At 68.4% G+C, this 25,436-nt stretch carries 21 protein-coding genes; 14 read left to right on the top strand and 7 right to left on the bottom strand.

What is annotated here, in order from left to right; translation table 11 throughout:
* Nucleotides 1-4: 4 nt before the first annotated feature.
* Nucleotides 5-625: a TetR/AcrR family transcriptional regulator gene (locus NBRGI_RS18755; RefSeq protein WP_029898043.1), complete on the bottom strand. Its 621-nt coding sequence runs from the start codon at nucleotides 623-625 to the stop codon at nucleotides 5-7.
* A 96-nt stretch (nucleotides 626-721) separates the two neighbouring features.
* Here NBRGI_RS18755 and NBRGI_RS18750 point away from each other — a divergent pair, with 96 nt between their 5' ends.
* From NBRGI_RS18750 to NBRGI_RS18740, 3 genes are read left to right on the top strand one after another with little or no spacing between them, the layout of a single operon-like run.
* Nucleotides 722-1,942 (top strand): cytochrome P450, encoded by a 1,221-nt coding sequence (locus NBRGI_RS18750; RefSeq protein WP_029898040.1) that lies wholly within the window; start codon nucleotides 722-724, stop codon nucleotides 1,940-1,942.
* 31 nt (nucleotides 1,943-1,973) lie between these two features.
* Complete coding sequence (locus NBRGI_RS18745) at nucleotides 1,974-2,168, top strand: ferredoxin (RefSeq protein WP_029898038.1); 195 nt, start codon at nucleotides 1,974-1,976, stop codon at nucleotides 2,166-2,168.
* Nucleotides 2,169-2,228: 60 nt separating this feature from the next.
* Nucleotides 2,229-3,782, top strand: a complete 1,554-nt coding sequence (locus NBRGI_RS18740; protein WP_029898037.1) for a phytoene desaturase family protein — start codon at nucleotides 2,229-2,231, stop codon at nucleotides 3,780-3,782.
* A gap of 16 nt (nucleotides 3,783-3,798) precedes the next feature.
* Here NBRGI_RS18740 and NBRGI_RS18735 read toward each other — a convergent pair whose 3' ends face one another.
* From NBRGI_RS18735 to NBRGI_RS18725, 3 genes are read right to left on the bottom strand one after another with little or no spacing between them, the layout of a single operon-like run.
* Entirely contained in the window at nucleotides 3,799-4,782 is a 984-nt protein-coding gene (locus NBRGI_RS18735) for a zinc-binding dehydrogenase (RefSeq protein ID WP_029898034.1), read from the bottom strand.
* Between the two features lie 13 nt (nucleotides 4,783-4,795).
* Nucleotides 4,796-5,218 (bottom strand): organic hydroperoxide resistance protein, encoded by a 423-nt coding sequence (locus NBRGI_RS18730; protein ID WP_014984153.1) that lies wholly within the window; start codon nucleotides 5,216-5,218, stop codon nucleotides 4,796-4,798.
* A gap of 1 nt (nucleotide 5,219) precedes the next feature.
* On the bottom strand, nucleotides 5,220-5,666 hold the full coding sequence (locus tag NBRGI_RS18725; protein ID WP_029898032.1) for a MarR family winged helix-turn-helix transcriptional regulator: 447 nt from the start codon (nucleotides 5,664-5,666) through the stop codon (nucleotides 5,220-5,222).
* A gap of 205 nt (nucleotides 5,667-5,871) precedes the next feature.
* On the opposite strand from NBRGI_RS18725, the gene NBRGI_RS18720 reads away from it, so the two are divergent.
* Nucleotides 5,872-6,720: an SAM-dependent methyltransferase gene (locus NBRGI_RS18720; protein ID WP_235211008.1), complete on the top strand. Its 849-nt coding sequence runs from the start codon at nucleotides 5,872-5,874 to the stop codon at nucleotides 6,718-6,720.
* A gap of 4 nt (nucleotides 6,721-6,724) precedes the next feature.
* Here the strand turns inward: NBRGI_RS18720 and NBRGI_RS18715 are convergent, their stop codons facing one another.
* Entirely contained in the window at nucleotides 6,725-7,501 is a 777-nt protein-coding gene (locus NBRGI_RS18715) for an IclR family transcriptional regulator (protein WP_029898029.1), read from the bottom strand.
* Between the two features lie 87 nt (nucleotides 7,502-7,588).
* On the opposite strand from NBRGI_RS18715, the gene hutH reads away from it, so the two are divergent.
* From hutH to hutI, 5 genes are all read left to right on the top strand, one after another.
* Nucleotides 7,589-9,136 carry a histidine ammonia-lyase gene (gene hutH, locus NBRGI_RS18710; RefSeq protein WP_029898026.1) on the top strand — a complete coding sequence of 516 codons (1,548 nt, stop codon included), beginning with the start codon at nucleotides 7,589-7,591 and terminating at the stop codon, nucleotides 9,134-9,136.
* A 73-nt stretch (nucleotides 9,137-9,209) separates the two neighbouring features.
* Entirely contained in the window at nucleotides 9,210-10,862 is a 1,653-nt protein-coding gene (hutU, locus tag NBRGI_RS18705; protein WP_029898024.1) for a urocanate hydratase, read from the top strand.
* A gap of 37 nt (nucleotides 10,863-10,899) precedes the next feature.
* The gene (locus NBRGI_RS18700) at nucleotides 10,900-12,099 is read left to right on the top strand and encodes an allantoate amidohydrolase (protein WP_148310868.1); all 1,200 of its coding nucleotides are present in this window, start codon (nucleotides 10,900-10,902) and stop codon (nucleotides 12,097-12,099) included.
* Between the two features lie 52 nt (nucleotides 12,100-12,151).
* Complete coding sequence (locus tag NBRGI_RS18695) at nucleotides 12,152-13,456, top strand: formimidoylglutamate deiminase (protein WP_029898021.1); 1,305 nt, start codon at nucleotides 12,152-12,154, stop codon at nucleotides 13,454-13,456.
* Entirely contained in the window at nucleotides 13,444-14,601 is a 1,158-nt protein-coding gene (gene hutI, locus NBRGI_RS18690; RefSeq protein ID WP_029898018.1) for an imidazolonepropionase, read from the top strand. The genes NBRGI_RS18695 and hutI overlap by 13 nt, the downstream gene beginning before the upstream one ends.
* A 5-nt stretch (nucleotides 14,602-14,606) precedes the next feature.
* On the opposite strand, the gene NBRGI_RS18685 is transcribed toward hutI, so the two are convergent.
* Nucleotides 14,607-15,686, bottom strand: coding sequence for a PQQ-dependent sugar dehydrogenase (locus tag NBRGI_RS18685; protein ID WP_370627792.1), 1,080 nt, complete (start codon nucleotides 15,684-15,686; stop codon nucleotides 14,607-14,609).
* Between the two features lie 213 nt (nucleotides 15,687-15,899).
* Between NBRGI_RS18685 and NBRGI_RS18680 the strand changes: the two genes are divergently transcribed.
* Together NBRGI_RS18680 and NBRGI_RS18675 are read left to right on the top strand one after the other, a co-directional pair.
* Nucleotides 15,900-16,835 (top strand): LysR family transcriptional regulator, encoded by a 936-nt coding sequence (locus tag NBRGI_RS18680; RefSeq protein WP_051727874.1) that lies wholly within the window; start codon nucleotides 15,900-15,902, stop codon nucleotides 16,833-16,835.
* A gap of 259 nt (nucleotides 16,836-17,094) precedes the next feature.
* Nucleotides 17,095-19,167 (top strand): CocE/NonD family hydrolase, encoded by a 2,073-nt coding sequence (locus NBRGI_RS18675; protein ID WP_370627789.1) that lies wholly within the window; start codon nucleotides 17,095-17,097, stop codon nucleotides 19,165-19,167.
* Between the two features lie 26 nt (nucleotides 19,168-19,193).
* On the opposite strand, the gene NBRGI_RS18670 is transcribed toward NBRGI_RS18675, so the two are convergent.
* Nucleotides 19,194-20,114, bottom strand: coding sequence for an LLM class F420-dependent oxidoreductase (locus tag NBRGI_RS18670; protein ID WP_029898011.1), 921 nt, complete (start codon nucleotides 20,112-20,114; stop codon nucleotides 19,194-19,196).
* Nucleotides 20,115-20,828: 714 nt separating this feature from the next.
* Between NBRGI_RS18670 and NBRGI_RS18665 the strand changes: the two genes are divergently transcribed.
* The 3 genes from NBRGI_RS18665 to NBRGI_RS18655 are packed head-to-tail and all read left to right on the top strand — an operon-like array spanning nucleotide 20,829 to nucleotide 25,435.
* The gene (locus NBRGI_RS18665; RefSeq protein ID WP_029898009.1) at nucleotides 20,829-21,878 is read left to right on the top strand and encodes a 3-oxoacyl-ACP synthase III family protein; all 1,050 of its coding nucleotides are present in this window, start codon (nucleotides 20,829-20,831) and stop codon (nucleotides 21,876-21,878) included.
* A gap of 3 nt (nucleotides 21,879-21,881) precedes the next feature.
* Nucleotides 21,882-22,775, top strand: a complete 894-nt coding sequence (locus tag NBRGI_RS18660) for a hypothetical protein (RefSeq protein WP_051727873.1) — start codon at nucleotides 21,882-21,884, stop codon at nucleotides 22,773-22,775.
* Nucleotides 22,772-25,435 carry an aminotransferase class III-fold pyridoxal phosphate-dependent enzyme gene (locus tag NBRGI_RS18655; RefSeq protein WP_029898005.1) on the top strand — a complete coding sequence of 888 codons (2,664 nt, stop codon included), beginning with the start codon at nucleotides 22,772-22,774 and terminating at the stop codon, nucleotides 25,433-25,435. Before NBRGI_RS18660 ends, NBRGI_RS18655 begins: the two co-directional genes overlap by 4 nt.
* Nucleotide 25,436: the final 1 nt, after the last annotated feature.

Below are 25,436 nucleotides of genomic sequence, written 5' to 3'. Positions count from 1 at the left end.
GCGTTCAGGGGTGGGGGCGCAGGACCAGGGGGAGGTAGATGTCGTCGACGATGTCGAGGATGACGTCGTCGGTGACCGGGGTGTCGAAGAGCAGGAAGTGGTTGCGGAAGAGGTCGAGGGCGACGGTGGCGCGGCGGGAGGTCAGGATTGCGCGGTCCACCTCGCCGCGGTCGACGGCACGTGCCAGGATGGCGTGGATCGCCGACGCACCGACCCGCTGCACCCGCTCCCGGATGAGGCGGCCGAGTTCGGCGTCGCGGGTCATCTCGGCCAGCAGCCCGCGCACGATGCCGCCGAACGGCGTGGCCATCTTCGCCGACATCTGCCCCAGCAGGGCGATCACGTCGGTGCGGAGCGCGCCGGTGTCGGGGAGATCGACCTCGGAGATCCCACCGGATTTGCAGGCGTCGACGACCAGTTCGGCACGGCTCGCCCAGCGTCGATAGATGACGGTTTTGCTGGTGCGTGCCCGCGCGGCGACGCGGTCCATGGTGAGCGCGGAATAGCCCACCTCCGCCAGTTCGTCCAGGGTCGCGGTGAGGATGGCTCGCTCCAATTCCGCGCCGCGCCTGCGTGTGTTCTTCCGGTAGTCGGCCGCCGCGTCGACGGATTGCTGGACTTTCACTGGCGGCTGGGCTCCTGAAAAGCGTTGCGTTGCTTGGGAAGACACTCTAATCTAAAAATAGAGTACTAAGAGTATCTTACGATCTCGAGGGGACCGATGAACGGCACAGTTGTGACACCCCGCACCGACGACCCGCCTGCCTTCCCGAGTGACCGCACCTGCCCGTATCGCCTGCCCGAGCAGTACGCGAAGCTGCGCGACGAGCAGGATTCGCTGCACAAGGTGACTCTCTTCGACGGCGCACAAGCCTGGGTGGTCACCAAACACGCAACCGCCCGCGCCCTGCTCGCAGATCCGCGCTTGTCGGCCGACCGCACACACACGAACTTCCCCGCCGTTTCGCCGCGCTTCCGGGTCTTTCAGGCGAGCAAACCGGCCTTCATCAGCATGGACCCCCCGGAACACAGCACCCAGCGGCGGATGTTGATCAGCGAGTTCACCCTGAAACGGGTCAAGACCATGCGCGCCGATGTCGAGAAGATCGTGCACGGCTTCATCGACGACCTGCTCGCCGCCGGGCCGCCCGCCGACCTGGTCGGCCGGTTCGCGCTGCCGGTGCCGTCCATGGTGATCTGCCGGCTGCTCGGCGTGCCGTACGAGGACCACGAATTCTTCCAGGACGCCAGCAGGCGGTTGGTGCAGTCGACGACCGCGCAGGGCGCTATCGCCGCGCGGCGCGATCTCGCGGTCTACCTGGACGGATTGATCACCCGGTTGCAGGCCGAGCCCGGCCCCGGGCTGCTGTCGAGCCTGGTCACCGATCAGCTGGCGCACGGCGAGATCGACCGCGAGGAGCTCGTCTCCTCTTCGATCCTGCTGCTCGTCGCCGGCCACGAGACCACCGCATCGATGACGTCGCTGTCGGTGATCACGCTGCTCGAGCATCCGGACCAGCACGCCGCCCTGCGCGCCGACCCCTCGCTGATTGCGGGCGCGGTCGAAGAACTGTTGCGCTACCTGGCCATCGCCGATATCGCCGGCGGCCGTTTCGCGAAGGCCGACATCGAAATCGACGGCCACGTGATCAAGCGGGGCGAAGGTGTGCTCGTCTCGAATTCCATTGCCAATCGCGATGGTTCGGTCTTCGCCGAGCCCGACACCTTCGATGTGCACCGCGCGGCGCGCCACCACCTCGCCTTCGGATACGGCGTGCACCAGTGCCTCGGCCAGAACCTGGCCCGCCTGGAACTCGAGATCATCCTCGGCAGTCTCTTCGACCGCATTCCGACCCTGCGCCTGGCCGTGCCCACCGAGCAGTTGACCTTGCGCCCCGGCACCACGATTCAGGGTGTGAACGAACTTCCGGTCACCTGGTGACCGAGCCCGAATCACCGCGAAAGGAGTTCCCATGCACGTCACCGCCGACCGGTCCGTATGCGTAGGCGCCGGTCTCTGTGCCCTGACCGCGCCCGCCGTCTTCGACCAGGGTGATGACGACGGCCTCGTGGAAGTCGTCACCGCCGACCCCGGCGCGGAGAATGCGGCCGCGGTCCGTGAAGCCGTCGACATCTGTCCCTCGGGCGCCGTCGCTTTCACCGAGTAACCGCCGCGCCCTGTCCGGTTCCGGCAACCGGGCCGGGCGTTCCCGTGCTATCCAGTACAGATGCAGCCGACACGATCGAGATATGACGTGGTGATCGTCGGCGGCGGCCACAACGGGTTGGTGGCCGCCGCGTACCTGGCGCGCGCCGGGCGGTCGGTGTTGTTGCTGGAGCGGCAATCGCACACCGGCGGCGCGGCCGTGTCGGCGCGCGTGTTCGCCGGGGTGGACGCCCGGTTGTCCCGGTACTCGTATCTGGTGAGTTTGCTGCCGCGGCAGATCGTCGAGGAACTCGGCTTGTCGTTCGCGACGCGCCGCCGGCGGATCTCGTCCTATACGCCGGTCGGCGCGGGCGGATTACTGGTGGACACCGGCTCCGCGGCGCGCACCCGGGAAAGCTTCGTGCGCCTGACCGGTTCGGACCGGGATTTCGTTGCGTGGCAACAGTTCTACGGCACGACGGCCCGGTTGGCCGAGCAGATCTTCCCGACCATGACCCAGCCGCTGCCGACCCGCACCGAGCTGCGAGAACTCATCGGCGATGCCGCCGTGTGGGATTCGCTGTTCGAACGTCCCCTCGGCGAACTGGTCGAATCGACCTTCCGTGACGACACCGTGCGCGGCGTGGTGTTCACCGACGCGTTGATCGGCACGTTCACCCATGCCCACGATCCGACCCTGCGCCAGAACCGCTGCTTCCTCTATCACGTGATCGGCGGCGGCACCGGCGACTGGGATGTGCCGATCGGCGGCATGGGCGCGCTGACCGACGCGTTGGCCACCGCCGCACGTACGGCCGGCGCGGAGATCGTCACCGACTGTGCGGTCACCGCCGTCGCCACCGACGGACACGAGGCCGAAGTGAGTTTCGCGGGCGGCGCCGTCGCCGCGGGTCACGTACTGGTGAACGCCGCGCCTCAGGAACTTGCCGGGTTGCTCGGCGCCCCAGGCGACCCGAAACCCGAAGGCGCACAGCTGAAGATCAATATGCTGCTGCACCGCCTACCGAAGTTGCGGGACAGCGCGGTCGACCCGCGCGAGGCGTTCGCGGGCACCTTCCACATCGCGGAATCGTATGCACAACTCGACCAGGCCTACGGTGAGGCGGCGATCGGCCGGATCCCGTCCGCACCACCCTCGGAGATCTACTGCCACACTCTGACGGACCCGTCTATCCTGTCGCCGGAGCTGGCGGCGCAGGGTATGCACACCCTCACGCTGTTCGGCCTGCACACTCCGGCAAAGCTTTTCGCGAAAGATCCGGCGCGGGTCAAAGCCGAGCTGGTCGAAGCGACCTTGGCCCAGTTGGATTCGGTGCTGGCCGAGCCGATCGCGGATTGCCTCGCCGTCGACGAGCGCGGCGAGCCCTGCCTGGAGGCGAAGACGCCGCTGGACCTGGAACGCGAGGTCGGCCTGCCGGGTGGGCATATCTTCCACCGCGACTTGGCTTTTCCCTACCGCGCGGACGATTCCCCGGTGGACCCGGCCACGCGCTGGGGCGTCGCCACCGCGTACGCCAACGTGTTTCTGTGCGGCGCGAGCGCGGTTCGCGGCGGCGGTGTCAGTGGCATTGCCGGTCACAATGCCGCGATGGCCGTCCTCGAACCGCGCCCGTGAGCAACGCGGGGGAGCGTCAAACCTTCGGTGACAGGGCGACTTTCGCGCGTCGTCCGGGGCTTTCGGTGGCGATCGCCGCCTCGGCCGCCGAGTCCAGCGCGAAGGTGGCTTCGACTTCCAGCCGCAGCACTCCTTCGGCGGCCGCGGACAGCAGTTCGCCGATCAGCCGCCGCCGGTCTTCGGCCGGTGTCTCCTCGATCCGCTTCGAGCCCCAAAAGCCTTTCACCACAGCTTGTTTGAAGATGAGCGTGCCCGGGTTCAAGCTCAACGGCTGCCCGGACAGCGCCCCGAACGAGATCAGCCAGCCCTTGGGTCCGAGCAAGGCCAGCAGGTCGTCGGCCGCGCGGCCGCCCACCTGATCGACCGCCCGTACGATCGGCGCTCCCGCGGTGGCGGCCGCGGCAGCATCGCGCCAGCCGTCGGCCTCGGTGTCGAACACCGGCTCGAAGCCGTCGGCTTGCAGCGCCGCCACCGATTTCGGCCCGCGCACCAGATTGAGTACCCGGATACCGCGTTGCCGCGCCAGCACATTGACGAGCCTGCCGACCGCACCGTTGGCCGCGTTGACCGCGATCCAGTCGCCCTCGGCCAGCTCGAGGTCTTCGAGCAGCATCAAAGCGCTGAGCGGCATGGCGAGCAATTGTGCGGCCGTCTCGTCGGACACCTGGTCCGGCACCGGCACCGCCTGGGCCGCTTTCGCGAGGAAGAAGTCGGCCCAGACGTTCTGTGCGCCGGACACGGTGACCCGTTGGCCGACAGCCAAACCGGTGACTCCGGGACCGAGGGCGTCGACGATACCGACGCCCTCGGTGCCGGGGATCGCGGGCAGCGCCGGCCGGTAGCCGTACACGCCACGCACGATGGCCAGGTCGTGATTGTGGATGGGGGACAGGATCAACGCGACCCTGATCTCGCCCTCGCCCGGCTCGGGTACCGGCCGTTCCGCTGTGGTCAGTACGTCTTTGGGATCTCCGAAGCTCTCGATGACTACAGCACGCATGTCGGCCCTCCGCTCAGTCTTCGGCGACGACTACGTCGACGTCGATGTTGCCGCGGGTGGCGTTGGAGTAGGGGCACACCTGGTGGGCCTTGTCGGCGAGCGCCTGCGCTTCGTCACGCGACAGGTGCGGCAGCGAGACCTCGAGGGTGACGGTCAAACCGAACCCGCCGGCGTCGTTCGGGCCGATGCCGACCTTCGCGCCGACGGCCGAGTCGTCGATATTCGCCTTGGCCTGCTTGCCGACCAGGCGCAGGGCGCCGTGGAAGCAGGCGGCGTAGCCCGCCGCGAACAGCTGCTCGGGGTTGGTGCCCTCGCCGCTGCCGCCCATCTCCTTGGGTGCGGCGAGGGCGACGTCCACCTTGCCGTCGGTGGTCCTGGCGTGGCCGTTGCGCCCGTCGCCGGTCGCCAGCGCCTCTGCGGTGTACAGGATCTGCATGTCATTCTCCTTGTTCGAGGGTCGATGTCAGTGCTTGGGTCAGTCGCCGCAGGCTGGCCTGCAGCATCAGGTATTCGTCCATGGACAGCCCACTGGCGGCCGACATCTGCGCGGGGATGTCGCAGGCCTCGGCGCGCAGCGCCCGCCCGTGTTCGGTGAGGTGGATATCGACGCGACGTTCGTCCTCGGCCGAACGCCTGCGCTCGATGTGTCCCGCGGCCGCCAGTCGCTTCAACAGCGGTGAGAGTGTTCCGGAATCCAGTGCCAGCACCTGGCAGAGCTCGCCGACGCTGCGTCCGTCGCGCTCCCAGAGGGCCAGCAGCACGAGGTACTGCGGGTAGGTGACCCCGAGCTTTTCGAGCTTTGTTCGGTAGACCGCCGTCATCGCCCTCGACGCCGCGTAGAGCGAAAAACACAGCTGCTCGTCGAGGTGCAGGGGATCGGTCATGTCAACAACGTAGCCCACAACTAAGTTGTGCACAACATATCTGGTGGGGTGTTCCGGGTCACAGGCCGGCCTCGGTCGGGTGGGCGATAGAGTGTCGGGCCGATGGCGCGGGTGCACAAACGATTCCCGTTCGTTCGGCGACGCGGGCGACTCGTGTCCATTCTGACTCTTCGATGTTTATCTCCGAATCCGCCGACACGCGTTCGTGGGCGCTTGTACAGTCAGCCGCACGTCGCCTTACCCCGCTAGGAGCCGCATCATGGTCCGCGAAAACGATCGGCTGATCCGCACCGATGTACCGCATTCCGCACGGATCTGGAATTATTGGCTCGGGGGACAGGACTTTTACGAAGTCGACCGCATTGCCGGCGAGTCCGGCGAATCGGTATTCCCGGATATCGGAACGATGGCCCGGCAATCACGCCGATTCCTGATCCGCGTCGTGCGTCATCTCGCCGCCGAGGCGGGCATCCGGCAGTTCCTCGACATCGGCACCGGACTGCCGACGATGCAGAACACGCACGAGGTCGCGCAGGGTGTCGCGCCCGAGTCCAAGATCGTCTACGTGGACAACGATCCGCTCGTGCTCGCGCACGCGCGGGCCTTGCTGATCAACACCACCGACGAGGGCGTCACCGCGCTCGTGGAATCCGATTTCCACAATCCTGAACAGATTGTGCAAGAAGCGCGCAATATTCTGAACTTCAACAAGCCGATTGCCGTCATGTTCATGGGCGTACTCGGTCACGCACGCACTTGGGACGACGTTATCCGCATCACCGGCGCGCTACAGGATGCCATTCCATCCGGTAGTTATTTCGCTATGTACGAAGGCACTACGGAGGATCAGCGGCTGGTTCGCCTATCGGACTACTACGCGAAAACCGGCGCGGTTCCGTACTACGTCCGCAGCGTCGACCAGATCCGTGAGGTCTTCCGCAATCTCGAACTGGTCGAGCCCGGCGTGGTGCCGGTGAACCAGTGGCATCCCGACGCCGCCGAGCCGGTCGAAAAGCCCTCGGCCGCCTGGGGCGGGGTCGGGCGCAAGCGCTGAGCGATCACCGGCCGCCGATGCGCTGGGTCAGTTGATCCGCGGTGGCACGGACCCGGGCCGCCAACGGCGCCCAGTCCGCCGGGCACGGCGACACCTCGCAGTGGTGCCGCAGCGTGACGCTGATCGCCGCGATCGGGCTGTGATTGTGATCGAAGACCGGATAGGCCACCGACGCGAAACCGGGAGTGACATGCCCGTCCTCGCAGGCCCAGCCGCGACGGCGTTCGGTCGCCAGCACCGTGCGCAACGCCTGCAACGAGTTCGGCCCCCGTTCGGTGCGGCGCACGAACGCCGCCGCCGACGGGAACAGTGCGCGGATCTGCGCCGGCGGCAGGTGGGCCAGAATCGCCCGGCCGCACGCGGTGAGATGGGCCGGTAGCCGGACACCGACGCCGGTGACCAGGGTTTCCGGCCGGACCGGGCGCTCCTTGATGAGATACAGCAGCTCGTTGCCGTGCAGCACGCCGAGATGCGCGTTGTGCCCCACCTGCTCGACCAGTTCGCGCAGCAGCGGTCCGGCCAGCCGCTCGAGCGGATCGTGGCGCAGGTAGGCCGAGCCGAGTTCGAACGCGGCGATGCCCAGTCCGTAGCGCCGCTCGCTGGGCAGCCGCGTCACGAAACGGGCCGCCTCCAGCTCGCCGAGCAGATGGTAGGTGGTGGACCTGGGCAGGTCGAGCTCGCGCGCGATCGTCGAGGCCGAGATGGGTCCGGCTCGCCCGGCCAGTAGCCGCAACACCGCCAACCCGCGACGCAACGCCGGGACGTCACTGCTGGTTCCCATGCCATCTCCTCGGCGTGTCTTGTATATCAGACACTATCGCACCGGCCCGCGTTCTCCGCTGCCCGTCGCGACGGTGGAATAGTGGCCATGCCCGACACCGCACAACTACCCGCCGTGGCCCTCGACGCACCCCTCACCGGGGAGCAGGTCGTCGCGGTCGCCCGGCACGGCGCCAAGGTCCACCTCAGCCAGGCCACCGAGGAGCGGCTGGCCGCGGCACGGGCCCACGTCGACGCGCTGGCCGCGGGCGCGGTGCCGACCTACGGTGTCTCCACCGGGTTCGGCGCGCTGGCGACCCGCCACATCCCGGCCGAGAGCCGGGTCGCGTTGCAGCGCTCGCTGATCCGCTCGCACGCCGCGGGCGCCGGTCGCCCGGTGGAGCGTGAGGTGGTTCGCGCGCTGATGGTACTGCGGCTGCGCACCCTGGCCACCGGCCACACCGGCGTGCGGCCGGAGACGGCCGCCACGCTCGCCGCGTTGATCAACGCCGACATCACCCCGGTCGTCCACGAGTACGGCTCCCTCGGCTGCTCCGGCGACCTCGCCCCGCTGGCCGCCGTCGCGCTGGCGCTCATGGGCGAGGGCGAGGTCACCGACGCCGCGGGCACCGTGATGGACGCCGGAAAAGCGCTGCGCCTCAACGGCATCCAGCCGGTGGTCCTCGCCGAGAAGGAGGGGCTGGCGCTGACCAACGGCACCGACGGCATGCTCGGCATGCTGGTGCTCGCGCTGGCCGACCTGACCATGCTGCTCGACGTCGCCGACATCACCGCGGCGATGAGTGTGGAAGCGTTGCTCGGCACCGACCGGGTCTTCGCCGCCGACCTGCAGGCCTTGCGCCCGCATCCGGGACAAGGCCGCTCCGCCGCCCGGATCGCGGCCGCGCTGGCCGGCTCGGACATCGTGGCCAGTCACCGTGGGCCCGACTGCAATCGGGTACAGGACGCCTACTCGCTGCGCTGCGCGCCGCAGGTGCACGGTGCGGCCCGGGACACCGTGGCGCACGCCGAACTGGTCGCGAGCCGGGAGCTGGCCGCGGCCGTCGACAACCCGGTGGTGCTGGCCGACGGTCGCCTGGAATCCAACGGCAACTTCCACGGCGCCCCGGTCGCCTATGTGCTCGACTTCCTGGCGATCCCGGTGGCCGACGTGGCGAGCATGGCCGAACGCCGCACCGACCGGATGCTGGATGTCGCACGGTCCCATGGCCTTCCGGCGTTCCTGGCCGCCGACCCCGGCGTCGACTCCGGCCATATGATCGCCCAGTACACCCAGGCCGCGGTGGTCAGCGAACTGAAGCGGCTGGCCGTGCCCGCCTCGGTGGATTCGATTCCCAGCAGCGCGATGCAAGAGGACCACGTCTCGATGGGCTGGTCCGCGGCCCGCAAACTGCGCACCGCCGTAGACGGCCTGGCCACCGTCCTGGCCGTCGAATACCTCACGGCCGCAAGGGCACTCGACTTGCGCGCCCCGCTGCGTCCGGGCCCGGCGACCGCCGCCGCGGTGGCGCTGCTGCGCGCCGAGGTCGACGGCCCCGGCCCGGATCGGCACCTCGCGCCCGAGATCGCCGCCGCGGAGCGACTGGTGCGTTCAGGCGCGCTCGCCCGCGCGGTCGAAGCGCAGCTGAGCGCATGAACGGGCGGGTCATCGACACGGCCGTGGCAGCCACTTCTCTTTTTCTGAACGAGCACAGGCAGGGGCAGATTTCATGACTCGAGTAATCACGGCCGCGCGGGGGACGCAGCTCACCGCCAAGAACTGGCAGGCCGAGGCCGCCATGCGGATGCTGCACAACAACCTCGACCCGGCGGTGGCCGAGCGCCCGCAGGATCTGGTGGTGTACGGCGGCACCGGTAAGGCCGCGCGCGACTGGGCCAGTTTCGACGCGATCACCCGCTGCCTGACCACCCTGGAGACCGACGAGACGCTGCTGGTGCAGTCGGGCAAGCCGGTCGGCGTGTTCCGCACCCACGAGTGGGCGCCCCGGGTGCTGATCGCGAACTCCAATCTGGTCGGCGATTGGGCGAATTGGCCCGAGTTCCGCAGGCTCGAATCGCTCGGCCTGACCATGTACGGCCAGATGACCGCGGGCTCGTGGATCTACATCGGCACGCAGGGCATCCTGCAGGGCACCTACGAGACCTTCGCGGCGGTGGCCGACAAGCGGTTCGGCGGCAGCCTCGCCGGCACGCTCACGGTGACCGCGGGCCTGGGCGGCATGGGCGGCGCGCAACCTCTCGCGGTGACCATGAACGACGGTGTGGCGCTGGTGATCGAATGCGATCCGGCCCGCGCGCACCGGCGCGTGCAGGAGCGCTATCTCGACGAGGTCGCCACCGACCTGGACGACGCGGTGCGCCGCGTGAGCGAGGCCCGCAAGCAGCGAAAAGCCTTGTCCGTAGGGCTGATCGGCAATGCCGCCGAGGTGCTGCCGCGCCTGCTGGAGCTGGGGCTGGATCCCGAGATCGTCACCGACCAGACCTCCGCGCACGACCCGCTGGCCTACCTGCCGCGCGGCATCGCCGTCGAGGACTGGGCGGACTACGCGGCCAAGAAACCGGACGAGTTCACCGAGCGCGCGCGCGAATCGATGGCCGAGCACGTCGGCGCGATGCTCGGCTTCCTCGACCGGGGCGCCGAGGTATTCGACTACGGCAATTCGCTACGTGGTGAAGCACAGCTCGGCGGCTGCGACCGGGCGTTCGATTTCCCCGGCTTCGTCCCCGCCTATATCCGGCCGCTGTTCTGCGAAGGCAAGGGCCCGTTCCGCTGGGCCGCGCTGTCGGGCGACCCGGCCGATATCGCGGCCACCGACCGCGCCATGCTGGAGCTGTTCCCGGAGCACGAATCGCTGCGCCGGTGGATCACGATGGCGAGCGAACGCGTTGCCTTCCAAGGCCTTCCGGCTCGCATCTGCTGGCTCGGTTACGGTGAGCGCCACCTCGCGGGATTGCGCTTCAACGAGATGGTGGCCAGCGGCGAATTGCAGGCGCCGGTGGTGATCGGGCGCGATCACCTCGACTCCGGCAGCGTGGCCTCGCCGTACCGGGAGACCGAGGCGATGGCCGACGGCTCCGACGCGATCGCGGACTGGCCGCTGCTGAACGCCATGCTCAACACCGCGTCCGGCGCGAGCTGGGTCTCCATCCATCACGGCGGCGGCGTCGGCATCGGCCGCTCCATTCACGCCGGGCAGGTGTGCGTCGCCGACGGCACCGCGCTGGCCGCGCAGAAGATCGAGCGGGTGCTCACCAACGACCCCGGCACGGGCGTGATCCGGCACGTGGACGCGGGCTACGACCGCGCGAACAAGATCGCCGCCGAGCGCGGCGTCCGCGTCCCCATGCACGAGGCGCCGTGAACCGCCGGCCGGGACCGAGCACGACAGGAGCGACGCCGTGGGCGTGAACGAGCTGATGGCCGAAATCGCCGGTGTCGGAAGGGATGCGCGGCGCGGCGGCTATTCGCGCCATGTCTACGACTACGCCGATTTCGAGTTGCGCGACTGGTATATCGACCAGGCGCTGCACATCGGACTGGACGTGAACACCGACCGCAACGGCAACATCTGGGCTTGGTGGGGAAGTCCGGAGGCCGGCGCGGTGGTCACCGGCAGCCATCTCGATTCGGTACCCGGCGGCGGCGCCTTCGACGGCCCGCTCGGCGTCGCCAGTGCCCTCGCGGCGGTGGAGATCCTGCAGGACAAGGGTTTCACGCCCGCGCGGCCGCTCGCCGTGCTGGTCTTCGCCGAGGAAGAAGGCGGGCGGTTCGGGGTGCCCTGCCTCGGTTCCCGGCTGCTCACCGGCGCCCTCGACCCCGATCGCGCCCGCAACCTCCGTGACGCGGAAGGCATCACCCTCGCCGAGGCGGCGGTGAAGGCGGGGCACGATCCGAAACGGTTCGGGCCCGACCCCGAGCTGCTGTCGAAGATCGGGTGTTTCGTGGAGTTGCACGTCGAGCAGGGCCGTGGCCTGATCGAGCTGGACAGCCCGATCGCCACCGGCAGCACCATCATCGCGCACGGTCGCTACCGATTCTCCTTCTCGGGGCAGGGCAATCACGCGGGTGCGACCAGGCTCGGCGACCGGCACGACCCGATGCTGCCCGCCGCCGCCGTGGTGGCCGCCGCCCGCCGGGCCGCGGCCGCGATGACCGACGCCCGCGCCACGGTGGGCAGGCTGGTGCCCACGCCGGGCGGCACGAACGTGATCGCCTCCACGGTGGATCTGTGGCTGGACGCGCGCGCGGCCGGCGACGGCCGCACCGCGGCACTCGTCGAGGACATCACCGAGGCGGCGTCCGCGGCCGCCGCGGCCGAGGGCTGCGAGCTGACCGTCACCGAGGAGTCCTATTCGGACGACGTGGTTTTCGACGAGCCGCTGCGGCGGCGGATGGACAAAGTGCTCGGCGGCGTCCCCGCGCTGCCGACCGGCGCCGGTCACGATGCGGGCATTCTCGCGGCCCACGTGCCCTCGGGCATGCTGTACGTGCGCAATCCCACCGGCATCAGCCACGCCCCCGAGGAACATGCCGAGGCCGCCGATGTGGCCAGTGGCGCACAGGGTTTGGCGCGTGTGCTGGAGGAGCTGGCCGGATGAGCCGCGACCAGCTCGCAAGCACCACACGGCCCGCCGCGCCGGAGGTGCGGCCGTGACCGTGTATTGGGCCGAATATGCGTGGCTGCCGGATGGTTTGGCGACCGGCGTGGCGATCGACGTGCGCGGGACGGCGATCCACTCGGTGGTCCCGGGCGCCGAGCCCGCCGGTGAGCTGCTGCGCGGGCTGACCGTGCCGGGATTCGCCAACGCGCACTCGCACGCCTTCCATCGTGCGCTGCGCGGCCGCACCCAGCACGATCAGGGCACGTTCTGGACGTGGCGCGAGCGCATGTACGCCGTTGCGGCGCGGCTGGATCCGGACTCGTACTATCGGCTGGCCCGCGCCGTCTACGCGGAGATGGTGCTGGCCGGCTACACCAGCGTCGGCGAGTTCCACTATCTGCACCACGCGCCGGGCGGCGTGCCCTACGCCGATCCCACCGCCATGAGCGCCGCGCTCGCGGCCGCCGCCGCGGACGCGGGCATCCGGCTGACCCTGCTCGACACCTGCTATCTCGCAGGCGGTTTCGGTGTCGAGCTGGGCGAGCATCAGCTGCGTTTCAGCGACGGCACCGTGGACGCGTGGGCCACCCGCGCCGCCGCGTTCACACCGACCTCGGAGCTGGTGCGCACCGGCGTCGCCGCGCATTCGGTGCGGGCCGTGCCGTCGGCCGCGCTGCCGGTCATCGCGGCGGCGGCGGCCGGCCGGCCGTTGCATGTCCACCTGTCCGAGCAGCCCGCCGAGAACAGTGATTGCGTTGCCGCGCACGGCCTCACGCCGACGGCCCTGCTGGCGAAGACCGGGGTGCTCGGGCCGCAGACCGTCGCGGTGCACGCGACCCACCTCACCGCGTTGGATATCGGACTGCTCGCCGACTCCGCCAGCCGGGCGTGCTTCTGTCCCACCACCGAACGCGACCTCGGTGACGGTATCGGCCCGGCGCGTGCGCTGTCCGACGCCGGCGTCGGACTGTGCCTCGGCACCGACAGTCACGCGGTCATCGATGCGTTCGAGGAATGGCGGGCGCTCGAACTCGACGAACGTCTGGCCAGCCGGGCTCGTGGCCGCTTCACCCCGGCCGAGTTGTACCGTGCCGCCACCGATCACGCGTCCATCGGCTGGCCCGAAGCCGGGCGGATCGCCGTCGGCGCGGCCGCCGACCTGGTCACCGTCGACCTGGATTCGATCCGCACCGCGGGTACCGCGCCCGCCGCCGCGCTGTTCGCCGCCGGCGCGAGTGATGTCCGCGCGGTGCTGATCGCCGGGCGGCCCGTGGTGACCGAGCACCGCCACCTGCGCGTGGACCACCCAGCAACCGTGTTGCGAGAGGAGATCGAGGCACTGTGTCGACCCTGATCACCGGTATCGGCGAACTCACCACCAATACCGAGGAGGGCCAGCTGCGCGACGCGGCGGTGCTGCTCGACGGCCAGCGCATCGCCTGGGTCGGCCCGGCCACCGCGGCGCCCGCGGCCGACGAACGGGTCGACGTGGGCGGTCGCGCCGTGCTGCCCGGCTGGGTCGACAGCCACACCCACCTCGTCTTCGCGGGGGACCGCACCGCCGAGTTCGAGGCGCGGATGGCGGGACGGCCCTACCGCGCGGGCGGCATCGCGACCACCGTCGCCGCCACGAGAGCCGCGTCGGACGAACAACTTTCGGCCAATCTGGCGCGGCACATCGCCGAGGCCCGGCGGCAGGGCAGCACCTGTATCGAGACCAAGACGGGCTATGGGCTCAGCGTCGCCGACGAACTGCGCTCCGCTCGGCTCGCCGCCGCGGCCGCCGACGAAGTGACCTTCCTCGGTGCGCACCTGGTGCCGTCCGGGATGACTGCCGACCACTACGTCGATCTGGTGTGCGGAGCGATGCTCGACGCGGTCGCGCCCTACGTCCGGTGGGCCGATGTGTTCTGTGAGACCGGCGCGTTCGACGAAGCCCAGACCGACCGGGTGCTCCGGGCGGCCGATGCGCGCGGCCTCGGGTTGCGCGTGCACGGTAACCAGCTCGGTCCCGGGCCCGGTGTGCAATTGGCGGTGAAACACGGTGCGGCGAGCGTGGATCACTGCACCTATCTGACCGACGCGGATATCGAAGCGCTCGCCGCCTCCGACACCGTCGCCACCGTGTTGCCCGCGTGCGATCTGTCCACCAGACAGCGGCTCGCCCCCGCCCGCGCGCTGCTGGACGCGGGCGCGACGGTCGCGCTGGCCACCAACGCGAATCCCGGCAGCTCCTACACCACCTCCATGGCGTTCTGCGTGGCGACCGCGGTCTTGCAGATGGGTCTTTCGGTCGCCGAAGCGGTGTACGCCGCGACCGCGGGCGGCGCGCGTGCACTGCGCCGCGACGACGTCGGCGTGGTGCGCGTCGGTGCGCGCGCGGATCTCCAGGTGCTGGACGCGCCGTCGGTCACGCACCTGGCCTATCGACCGGGTGTGCCGTTGACGTTCGCGGTGTGGCGGTTGGGCCGGGCGGTCGTGCTGCCGGTGCGCGACTGAGCGGCTCAGCGCGCTGGGAAGCGTACGACGCGATCGTCGTTCGGTCGCTCGTCGCCGCGTCCGTCGGTGTTGGAGGTGGTGATCCACAGTGCGCCGTCCAGTGCCGCGATGACGGTGCGCAGGCGGCCGTAGGTGTTGCGCAGCTCGGCTCGTGGCTCGCCGGGCACTCCGTCGCGCAGGGGCACCACCCACAGTCGCTCGCCGCGCAACGCCGCGACATACAGTGTGTCCCCGCCGATTGCGATGCCGGAGGGTGAAGCCTCGGCGGTCGACCAGGTGAGCAGCGGCTCGGTGAATCCGCGATCGGCGCCGCCTTTCCCCTCGACGGTCGGCCAGCCGTAGTTACGCCCGGGTTCGATCAGGTTGATCTCGTCGAACCTGTTCTGCCCGAACTCCGCCGCGAACAAGCGACCCGAACCGTCCCACGCCAAACCCTGTACATTGCGATGGCCCAGGCTGTAGACCGGCGAGCCCGGAGTCGGGTTGCCTTGCGCCGGTTGGCCTTCGGGAGTGAGCCGGAGGATCTTCCCGTTAGGGCCGGCGGGATCCTGGGAAAGCGCGCTCTGCCCCGCGTCGCCGGTTCCCACATACAGCATGCCGTCCGGCCCGAAGGCGATCCGTCCACCATTGTGGTTGCCCGCCTTGGCGATTCCGGCGAAGATCAGCTCCGGTGGGCCGTCGGGCCGCAGCCGGACGATCCGATTGTCGTTCTTCGCCGTGAAATAGGCGTACACCTGGCGGTTTTCGAGATACTGCGGGGACAGCGCCACACCGAGGAGCCCGCCTTCGCCGCGCGCGTCGACGCCCGGCACCTGATGCACCGGTTCGGGCGCCTGTCCCGGCATGATCCGCAGAATCCGCCCGCTGTCGCGCTCGGCCACCAGGGCGCCGCCGCCGGGGATGAGCGCGAGCCCCCACGGCACCTCGATGCCCTGCGCGATCTCCTCGGCCGCGTCCAGCGCTGGGGTGCCCGCCGGGTTGCTCGCGGCGGTGACGGGCGCGGTGGTCACCGGTGTGGTGCCGGTCGGCGCGGTGGCCGGGTCGTGCGACTCCGCACACGCGGACAGGGCGCCGACCAGCAGCATCGCCGCCGTCCCGGCGCGTATCCGGGGACTGCTGCTCGACCTGATCGCCGACTTGCGCACCAGCGCACCTCCGCTGTCATCGCGTGTGGACATCGAGTTGTCCATTGTCGTCCAGCGTGCCGCGCGGCGCGCTGGAACAAGCCGCATCGGTGACCCGCGCGGCACGGGCGGTAGCCTGACCCAAGTCTTGTCCCCGAACCCCGCAGAGGTCATGTGGAACTTCGTCAACTGAGATACTTCGTCGCGGTGGCCGAAGAACTACATTTCGGCAGGGCGGCCGAGCGGCTGATGATCGTGCAGTCGTCGGTCAGCCAGCAGCTCAGCAGGCTGGAGCGTGAGCTCGGCGTGGTCCTGCTGGAACGTTCACCCCGCAGCGTCCGGCTCACCGAGGCCGGGGCGGCGTTCCTGCCTGCCGCCCGCCGGGTGCTGGCGGCGGAGCGGCGCGCGCGATCCAGCGTCGCCGATTTCCTCACCCCGCCTTCGGTATTGCGGATCGGGACCAGTCGCGGCATGGGCGAGCGATTGGAGCGATTGCTGGTCGCGTTGAAACAGCGCGCCCCGGGCCTGAAGGTCGAGCTGACGTCCGCCGCCCTCGGGCAGCGCTTGCGCAAGGTCTCGGAATACGAGTGGGACGCGGCGTTTCTGCGCGGCGAGGTGGCGGCCCCGGAGGGCGTGCGCCAGATCCCGGTCTGGCACGACGAGCTGGTGGTCGCGCTGCCCGCCGACCATCCTTCGGCGCTCGATCGCTGCGTGGATCTGGCCGAACTGGCCGAGCTGCCGCTGTATCTGACCAACCGCCTCAACAACGCGTTACTCGACGATCTGGTGCTCACCGCTTGCCACAACGCGGGTTTCGAGCCGGTGCTCGGCCCCGAGCAGATCTCCATCCAGGACACCCTGGCGGTGCTCGGCGCGGGCGAACCCGGGTGGACCGTGCTGTACGCACCGCACGCCCGGCTGTTGCGCAGCAGCAGAGTGGCGTTCCTGCCGCTGTGCACACCGGGCGTGCTCGCGTTGCCGACGGTGCTCGCCGTGCGCAGCAGTGCGATGGACCGCCTGCAGCCGTTGCTCGAGGCCTGCAAGGACGTCGCGCTGGGTGACGCCGTGCTGGACGAGGAAGATCTGGGCGACCAAGACCGGGCGTCCTGATCAGGAACCGGCGTGGACGGCCGGGCCTGCCCGGACCGAGACCGGCTTCGTGACTCGACCCAAATGCGTGCCGTACCAATCCGATACGCGCCGCCAGACTGCCGTCGCCGCAGTGGGGGCCGCAGAGTCATCCGGGCATATCAGACCCGGACAAACCGACTGGGCCGTACCTCCCGGGAAATTCGCACCACGATTGCTATGTTGTCCCCTCGCTACACCGTAACTCAATCAGCGTGCGAGAACTCAGTCGAGGAGACGGATGCGTTCGGGGCGTCAAGTGGCACAACGGTTTGTCAGTGTGGCTCGAGCGGTGACGGCGGTAGCCGTGCTCGTGGCCGGCGGTCTGTTCGCGGTAGATTCCCTATCCGGCGCCGCAGCCGCGGAACCGAGCAACGACCCCGATGGTCAGCGCAGCGAGCGCTGGACCGCACTCCATGACGGACCGCAGCCCTACGCCGATGTGCACATCGACTGGGACGTCCCCATCCGGATGAGCGACGGCGTCGTGTTGAAGGCCAATGTGTACCGTCCGATGGACGCCGCGGGACAGATCGAGCAGCGGCCCTTGCCGACGATCGTGAATCTCACGCCGTACAGCAAACTGGCGTCCAATCTGGTCGATTCGGCGCTGGCCATCCCGAATCTGCAACCGATGGCAGTGGACCTGATCCGGCGGATGGACCTGTCCGGCACCCCGGTCAGCGGTTTCGAGGATCTGCTGCACGCGCTCGACGGCGGCACCGTGCACACCGTGCTCGGCATCGATCGCGACCTCATCCGCAGCGGCTACACGCAGGTGATCGCCGATGTCCGGGGCACCGGCTTCTCCCAGGGGATGTGGGACACGCTCGGCGCGCGCGAGCAACTGGACACCCGGGAGGTGATCGAGTGGGCCGCCGCCCAGCCGTGGTCCAGCGGCAAGATCGGCATGAACGGCGGTTCCTACGCGGGCATCAACCAGCTCCGCGCGGCCGAAAACGCCCCGGCCGCACTGAAAGCCATCTTCCCGGTCACGCCGGGCAGTGACCTGATGCGCGACGTCGTCGCGCCGGGCGGCGGCATCGGCACCACCTTCATGCCGCTCTGGCTGAGCAACGTGAACCAGATGAAGGTGCTGCCCGACGTGCGCTCGATGCTCGACGGCACCTTCGACTGGCAGTGGTTCCACGACCGGATGGCCGACCCGTCGACAAATTACGACCTGCTGGTCCAGGCGTTGGTCACGCCGTCGCTGGACGCCGTGCCGCCCGCCCTGGCCGAGTTGCTGGACGAGAACAGCGAACTGCGCCAAGGCATTCTGGGCCACCCGGAGCGGATCACCGTGCCCACCTTCGTCTACAGCGGGTGGCACGATATCTTCGCCAACAGCGCCACGAAGCTCTACAACGCGATACCGTTGGCCCCGAACCAGAAACAGTTGATCGTCGGCGACACCTATCACGCGAATCCGGGTTCGGGCACCGGCTTTCCGGGCGCACCGCCGCGGCTGCCGGTGTTGCAGCGGGTGTGGTTCGACAAGTGGCTCAAGGACATCGACCACGGGATCGGCGACTTCGGCCCGGTGACCGTCTGGGAGCAGGGCGGCGGCTGGATCACGCTGGGGGAGTTCCCCCAGACCGACGTCACCCACCGCCGCGTGTATCTGACCGCGGCGCCGAGTGGCACCGCGACGAGCGTCTACGACGGGTCGCTGGCCGCTGCGGGGCCGGGCGAGCGCAAGACCCTGACGGTGGCGCCCGGCTTGAGCACCGTGTGTTCGCGCGACGCCGCCCAGGGGTCGGCGGGTCTCACCGCGGCATTGGACATGTGCGCCAAGGATTCCCGGATCGCCGAGCAGAACGCGCTGACCTTCACCGGCGCGCCGGTCGCCGAGCCGACGGTCATCTCCGGGCCGATCAACGCCCATCTCAACACCGTGCACGACGCGACCGACGGCTACTGGTCGGTGACCGTGAACGATGTTGCGCCGGACGGTACTTCCACCGTGTTGAGCACCGGCCAGCTGACCGCGTCGATGCGCGCGATCGACGAGGCGAAGAGCACCCGTTCGGCCAACGGTGATTTCACCGCACCGTACAACCCGATCACCCTGGATCGGCTACTGCCCGTGGTGCCCGGTGAGCCGACGGTACTGGATATCGCCGTCATTCCGGTGCAGGCGGTGCTGCAACCGGGGCATCGACTGCGCGTCGACGTCTTCGCCGGAAACTCGCCGAAGGCGCTGGCTTTCCGGCCGCTGCTGAACAACACCGAACTGAAACCGCAATCGCTGCTGCTGGATCCGGCCGCGCCGAGCTTCGTCAACCTGCCGACCAGCAGGCCGCTCGACTGAGCCGAGCGGCGCCGCCGGTCCGCGGGTCAGAGCTTGGCCTGCACCTGGTCCGCGATCAACGCGAGGTGGTCGAGGTCGGCGAGATCGAGGATCTGCAAGTAGATCCGCTGGGTACCGATCTCGGCGTAGCGACCGATCTTGTCGACCACTTCGGCGGGCGAGCCGGCCAGGCCGTTCGTCTTCAGTTCGGCCACCTCGCGGCCGATCGCAGCGGCGCGCCGGGCCACCTCGGCGTCGTTCGCGCCGACGCAGGCGACGAGACCGTTCGAGTAGACGAGGTCCTCGCCCCGGCGGCCGCGGGCCTCGGCGGCGGCGCGTACCCGGCCGAACTGGGCGGCGCTGTCCTCGATCGAGGAGAACGGCATGTTGAACTCGGTCGCGTACTCGGCGGCCAGGCGCGGCGTGCGCTTGGCGCCGTGGCCGCCGATCAGCAACGGCACCGGACTCTGCACCGGCTTCGGCAACGCGGGAGAGTCGGTGAGCTGGTAGTGCTCGCCGTCGAAGGAGAAGGTGTCGCCGGGCTTGGTGGACCACAGCCCGGTGATGATCGCCAGTTGCTCCTCGAAGCGCGCGAACTTGTCCGCCGGGAAGGGGATGCCGTAGGCGGCGTGCTCCTCGGCGAACCAGCCGCTGCCCAGGCCCAGCTCCACCCGTCCGCCGGACATCTGGTCCACCTGCGCGACCTGGATGGCCAGTGGGCCGGGCAGCCGGAAGGTGGCGGCGGTGACGAGGGTGCCCAGCCGGATCCGCTTGGTCTCCCTGGCCAGTCCGGCGAGGGTGATCCACGCGTCGGTGGGGCCGGGCAGGCCGTCGGCGTCGCCCATCTTCAGGTAGTGGTCGGACCGGAAGAACGCGTCGAATCCCAGATCCTCGGTGGCCTTGGCAACGGTGAGCAGGGTGTCGTAGCTCGCACCCTGCTGCGGTTCGGTGAAGATGCGCAATTCCATGGGCACCATCGTGCCCGAGCTCCGCTGCGCCGATGCGGGCCGGGGTGTGATGTCGTGATGCCCGTCTCGGCGTGCGCGCGGGAGGGTCAATGGCAAGTTCCTGCCACGCGGCGGCCCGCGGCGCCCACCGCAGCGAGAGCGGATGTGCCCGAGCAGGTTTCGAAGTAGTGAAAGATATTGGTGTGCAACACAATTCGCAAGAACATCGAGGGGGCTGTCTAACATCCTGCGGCAGAACGCATCTCGATGACGGCGTGGTCGGGGAATCATGGGCAGTCGGTTTCTTAGTATTGCCTGACCTGACCCGGTCGGGTAACCTCAGTTGCCAGACGATCCAGATGAGACCGAGTTTAAATAGTCGGATCGTCCGTGCCGTTATCTACGCAATGGGGGTCTAGTTGTGGTGATGCGAACCAATGAGATGTCAATCTTTCTGACCTGATTACCCAGCAGGATCCGGTTTTCTGCTGCGATTAATTCGGTGGTTCTGTCGATTGCTCTGTCCGTGCGAGGCCCAACGATGTGGATCGCATGATTCTCCCAACGACGTGGAATTCGGAGCATCGACCAGCGAGTGACGGCGGTAGTGCCGTGCCGTCACTGGGTATTGTTGCCGACTTCGTTGTTCGGCTGACACGCGAGAATCAACACTGCCCGCCGCTCGGTGCGGTGCGGTAGTGCTGGGCTGTGTCGATTTTCCCTGGAGGATGATTAATGGTCCTGACTCGTATCGAATCCATCGGCACGTACGTGCCGGAACGGGTGGTCACCACCGAGGAATTGGTGGGACGGTTGGATCCGGAATTCCGCTTCGATCTGGAGCGGATCACCGGAATTCGGGAGCGGCGGGTGCATCGGAACGCGGACGGAGTCGTCGAGGATTCCTGTGTGCTGGCATCGACCGCCGCGCAACAATGCCTGGACAATTCCCGATATACGGCCGAAGACCTGGACATCGTGATCTCGACGTCGATAACACGAACTGTCGCCGGGACCAAGTTCTATTATGAACCGTCGTTCGCGCTGCTCGTCCGGAACACGATCGGTGCGCACGACGCGAAATACTTCGATATCACGAACGCGTGCGCGGGCATGTCCACCGGCGTGCTGATCCTGGACAGCATGATCAGGGCCGGCCTGGTCCGGCGCGGCCTGGTGGTCAGCGGAGAGCAGATCACCCCCATCGCGGAGACCGCGGTACGGGAGATCTCCAAGAAGTACGACCCGCACTTCGCCGCGCTCACCGTCGGCGACGCGGGCGCCGCGGTGGTCCTGGACGCGGAAGGCAGCCCGGGCGATTCGATCGAATTCATCGATATGATGACCTCGGCCGAATACGCCGATCTCTGCATCGGCATGCCCAGCGATCGGAACCAGGGCATCGCGATGTACACCGACAATCGCGCCATGCAGAACGAGGAACGGTATCTGCAAGGTATTCGTCGATTGCGTGACTATCTGGCGACCCGGGGGTCTTCGTTCGAGCAGGAAGGCTTCGATTTCGTCATCCACCACCAGTTCAGCAAGCCCGCGCTCGATTACGTCAACAGCCTGATGGCGCGCGAATACGAGAGTCCGCAACCGGAACATCTCACGTCGCTGGAAAAATACGGCAATACCGCATCGACATCCCATTTCGTGGTCCTGCACGACCATTTGAAACGAGGCGAGATACCGCCCGGGTCGAAGGTGCTGATCGTTCCGTCCGCGTCCGGAATGGTCTACGGGACCATCTCCGTATCTCTGCGTGAAGTAGGTGTGTGAGCCATGGGTATCGTGGTCGAAACCGTCCAGGTGAGCAATGATGCGGATACCGGAAGCGCCATCGAGCACGCGGTGCGGGCGGCGCGTGCCTGTGTGGCCGAGGTGGGCGACGCCGGTATCCATACCTTCATCAATACCGGCGTCTACCGCGACCGGAATATCGTGGAACCGGCCGTGGCCGCATTGATCCAGAAACGCGCCGAAATAGGCCTGCGGTACGCCTCGGATATCGAGCCGGTGTTGTCCTTCGATTTGATGAACGGCCCGTGCGGATTTCTCGGTGCCGTGGAGGTGTGTGATGCGATCTTGCGGACGCGCGGCAGCGGCCGCTGCCTGGTCGTCGCGGGCGACGGCCACCCCTCCACCGACCGCGCACGGTCGTTCCCCTATGCCTCGACCGGCGCCGCAGCTGTACTGAAACATGTTGCACAGCAAGTAGGTTTCGGCAAGGTGTACGGTGCGGCGACCACCGGCAAGTTCGAACCGCACGGATACGTCGATCTCGCCGAGATGGGCGCCGCCGGACGGGAAACTCTCAGCTTCGGCACGGTGTTCGATGAGGACGAGGTCTTCAAGACCGCGGTCCGGGCCGCGTCCGACTGCCTGGACGCCGAGCATATCGACCCTGCCACAACGACTTTGGTCACCACGCAGCCGGTGGCCGATTTCGGCGCGCGGGTCGCCGCGGAGCTGGGGTTCGGGCTCGTCGTGGCCGCACCGACCGGGTACGGCCGCGATCCGCACACCGCCGCCTCCTTGGTCGCGTACGCGGCGGCCACCGCCGACGGCCCGGCGTCGGACCTGCTGCTGCTCGCCGCGGGTGCGGGCCCGGTCGCCGCGGCGTCGCTCTACCGCAGGCCCGCAGCACGTTTCGCAGAATTGGGGGACCACGCATGACAGCACATACGCCCGCCGCCCGACGGCGGCCGGGCACCGGCCTTGTGGTCGGGATCGCCGAAACCGTCCGACTTGCCTGGTGGACAAGCATTCTCGCGGCCGAGTACCTGCTCGTGCCGCGCAATCGCACCGACGACGTCCGTAAGACCGCGATGTTGCGCCGCTACCTGCTGCGCATGGGACCGCTCTACATCAAGGCGGGGCAGATCCTCGGCACGCAGACCGGATGGTTCTCCCCGGACGCGGCCGACAATTTCCGTGAGTTCTTCTCCGGTCTGCCGCCGATGAGCCGCCGGAAACTGCGCAAGAAGGTGCGCGAAGGTTTCGGCGTCGCCGTGGAGGAGATCTTCGCGGACTTCGACTGGACACCCCTCGCGGTGGGCTCGGTCGCACAGGTGCACCGGGCGACCCTGCGCGACGGGCGTGCCGTCGCGGTGAAGATCGTGAAAGCCGGTGTCGCCGAACGTATTCGCGCCAGCTCGACGGTGATCGGCATGCTGCTCGCGATCGGTCACCGGATCATCCCGCAGGTCCGTTCGCTGGACGGCCCGGCGCACTTCGGTGAACTGCGGCCCGCCCTGATCGGCCAGTGCGACATGCTGGGCGAGGCGCAACGCCAGCAAGCCGTCGCGCACAACTTCCGGACCCACCCGTACCTGACGATTCCGGCCGTGCACGAGGAGCTCTGCCGCGCCGAGATCCTGGTCATGGAGTTCGTCGACGCGGTGTCCGGCGAAGAGGTCGAGCGGGTGCAGGCTTCGCATCCGGACCTGGCGCGCCGGTTGCAGGACGTCTTCTACACGATGGCGTTCTTCCACGGCTGCTTCCACGTCGACCCGCATCCGGGGAACATGATGTTCACCCACGAGGGCGGCATCATCGCGCTCGATTTCGGGTTGGTCGGATACCTGAGCGAAGACGACAAGTGGAACCTGGCGTCGTTCTTCTACGCCTGTGTCCGCAAGGAGTGGTCGGTGGCCTCGGACCGGTTCACCCGTGCGTTCGTGGCCCAGCCCGGCCGGCTCGGTCCGGCCCGCGAAGAGTACGAAGCCAAGCTGGCCGTCATCTTGCGCAAGCATTTCGAGACGGAGTCCTACAAGTGGTCCACCGTCGGCTTCTTCGACGAGGGCACCCGGCTGCTGCGCAGTTACGGCGCGCGCGTTACCACGTCGTTCTCCCTGCTCGCGCTCGCGTTCCTGACCGGCGAGGGCTATATCTGCCGGATCGATCCCGAGATCGATATCTGGCGTAACGGCCGCAAGTTCACCGACCGGTTCTCGCCCTATATGAGCGACGAGCTGAAGGCGGACTTCGAGAATCGGCTCGGTCGCCGGATCCCGCTGTCGATGCAGGTGAAGAACGACAAGCAGCGGCCGCTGATCGCGCCTTCGCACCTCGATCGATTCGCACTGCCGAGCGCGTTTCCGCTCATCGTGGCGGAGGCGGAAGGCTCGCGCATCGTCGACATCGACGGCAACAGCTATATCGACCTGTCCTCCGGCTACGGTCCGCACATTCTCGGCTATGCGCCCAAGTGCGCGGTCGCGGCGATCAGCGAGGCCGCCGCCAGCGGCGCCGTGAATTCGCTCGGCAACCGGCCCGAGCTCGAACTGGCGGAACTGATCGCCGAGGCGTTCGGCCCGGATGCCAAAGTGGTGCTTGCCAATTCGGGCACCGAAGCGGTCCAGGTGGCGCTGCGCCTCGGCCGGGCGCACACCGGCCGTCAGCGGGTGGCTAAGTTCGAGGGCCACTACCACGGGTTCTCCGATCAGGGCATGGTCAGCTCGTGGTTCCGCTACAGCGGCGACCGCAGCGCGCCGACGGCCATCGCGAATTCCGCAGGCGTGCACCAGGTCGTGGTCGAGGACACCATGGTGCTGCAATACGGCGACCCCAGTTCCCTACGTGTGCTGGCCGAGCAGTCCGCCGACGTGGCCGCGGTGATCATCGAACCGATGCCCTCGGCCACGGTGACCTACGACGCCGAGTTCCTGCGCGAACTGCGCGAGGTCTGCACGGCGCACGGCATCGTGCTGATCTTCGACGAGGTGGTCACCGGCTTCCGGGCCTGCTACGGCGGCGTCCAGCATCTGGTCGAGGTCCGCCCGGACCTGACCTGCCTCGGCAAGATCATCGGCGGCGGTCTGCCGTGCGGCGCGGTCGTCGGCCGTACCGAGGTCGTGAACGTCGCACGCACCAGCGAGGATCCGTTCCTCGACGTGGATTCGCGGGCCTTCGTCGGCGGCACGATGAGCGGTAACTCGATCACCGCCGCGGCCGGTGTCGCGGTGCTGCGCGAGCTGTCCGGCGCACCGGAGATCTACCAGCGGTTGGAGGAGCGCACCCGGCAACTGTACGAGCTGATGCGGGCCAGCGTCGAAGAGCTCGGTGTGCCGTGCGGTATCAAGGCGAAGCACTCGATCTTCTCCATCGCGTTCGACTACGCGAAGGGCCCGCTGATCCGGGATCGCCTGTCCGGCGCGGACATCAAAGCCAGCCTCGCCCTCGCGTACTACATGCGCGGCCGCGGCGTGTATCTGCCTGAGCTGCACACGATTCTGTTGAACGCCGCGCACTCCGAGGACGACGTCCGGGAGATCGCCGAGGCATTCGACAGCAGCATCCGCGAGATGAGCACGCACGGCTTCTTCGCGGCCTGAC

The sequence above is a fragment of the Nocardia brasiliensis IFM 10847 genome (assembly GCF_000710915.1).
Taxonomy (GTDB): domain Bacteria; phylum Actinomycetota; class Actinomycetes; order Mycobacteriales; family Mycobacteriaceae; genus Nocardia; species Nocardia brasiliensis_A.
Note: the sequence above shows the minus strand (reverse complement) of the source record. Positions and strands in the feature narration are given on the sequence as shown.

What these genes read in the sequence shown, in the direction of transcription:
- NBRGI_RS18730 (WP_014984153.1), bottom strand. Translation starts at nt 5,218, where the DNA reads ATGCAGATCCTGTACACCGCAGAGGCGCTGGCGACCGGCGACGGGCGC.
- NBRGI_RS18725 (WP_029898032.1), bottom strand. Translation starts at nt 5,666, where the DNA reads ATGACCGATCCCCTGCACCTCGACGAGCAGCTGTGTTTTTCGCTCTAC.
- NBRGI_RS18670 (WP_029898011.1), bottom strand. Translation starts at nt 20,114, where the DNA reads ATGGAATTGCGCATCTTCACCGAACCGCAGCAGGGTGCGAGCTACGAC.
- NBRGI_RS18685 (WP_370627792.1), bottom strand. Translation starts at nt 15,686, where the DNA reads ATGCTGCTGGTCGGCGCCCTGTCCGCGTGTGCGGAGTCGCACGACCCG.
- hutU (WP_029898024.1), top strand. Translation starts at nt 9,210, where the DNA reads ATGACTCGAGTAATCACGGCCGCGCGGGGGACGCAGCTCACCGCCAAG.
- NBRGI_RS18655 (WP_029898005.1), top strand. Translation starts at nt 22,772, where the DNA reads ATGACAGCACATACGCCCGCCGCCCGACGGCGGCCGGGCACCGGCCTT.
- NBRGI_RS18750 (WP_029898040.1), top strand. Translation starts at nt 722, where the DNA reads ATGAACGGCACAGTTGTGACACCCCGCACCGACGACCCGCCTGCCTTC.
- NBRGI_RS18745 (WP_029898038.1), top strand. Translation starts at nt 1,974, where the DNA reads ATGCACGTCACCGCCGACCGGTCCGTATGCGTAGGCGCCGGTCTCTGT.
- NBRGI_RS18740 (WP_029898037.1), top strand. Translation starts at nt 2,229, where the DNA reads ATGCAGCCGACACGATCGAGATATGACGTGGTGATCGTCGGCGGCGGC.
- hutH (WP_029898026.1), top strand. Translation starts at nt 7,589, where the DNA reads ATGCCCGACACCGCACAACTACCCGCCGTGGCCCTCGACGCACCCCTC.
- NBRGI_RS18735 (WP_029898034.1), bottom strand. Translation starts at nt 4,782, where the DNA reads ATGCGTGCTGTAGTCATCGAGAGCTTCGGAGATCCCAAAGACGTACTG.
- NBRGI_RS18665 (WP_029898009.1), top strand. Translation starts at nt 20,829, where the DNA reads ATGGTCCTGACTCGTATCGAATCCATCGGCACGTACGTGCCGGAACGG.
- NBRGI_RS18660 (WP_051727873.1), top strand. Translation starts at nt 21,882, where the DNA reads ATGGGTATCGTGGTCGAAACCGTCCAGGTGAGCAATGATGCGGATACC.
- NBRGI_RS18675 (WP_370627789.1), top strand. Translation starts at nt 17,095, where the DNA reads ATGCGTTCGGGGCGTCAAGTGGCACAACGGTTTGTCAGTGTGGCTCGA.
- NBRGI_RS18715 (WP_029898029.1), bottom strand. Translation starts at nt 7,501, where the DNA reads ATGGGAACCAGCAGTGACGTCCCGGCGTTGCGTCGCGGGTTGGCGGTG.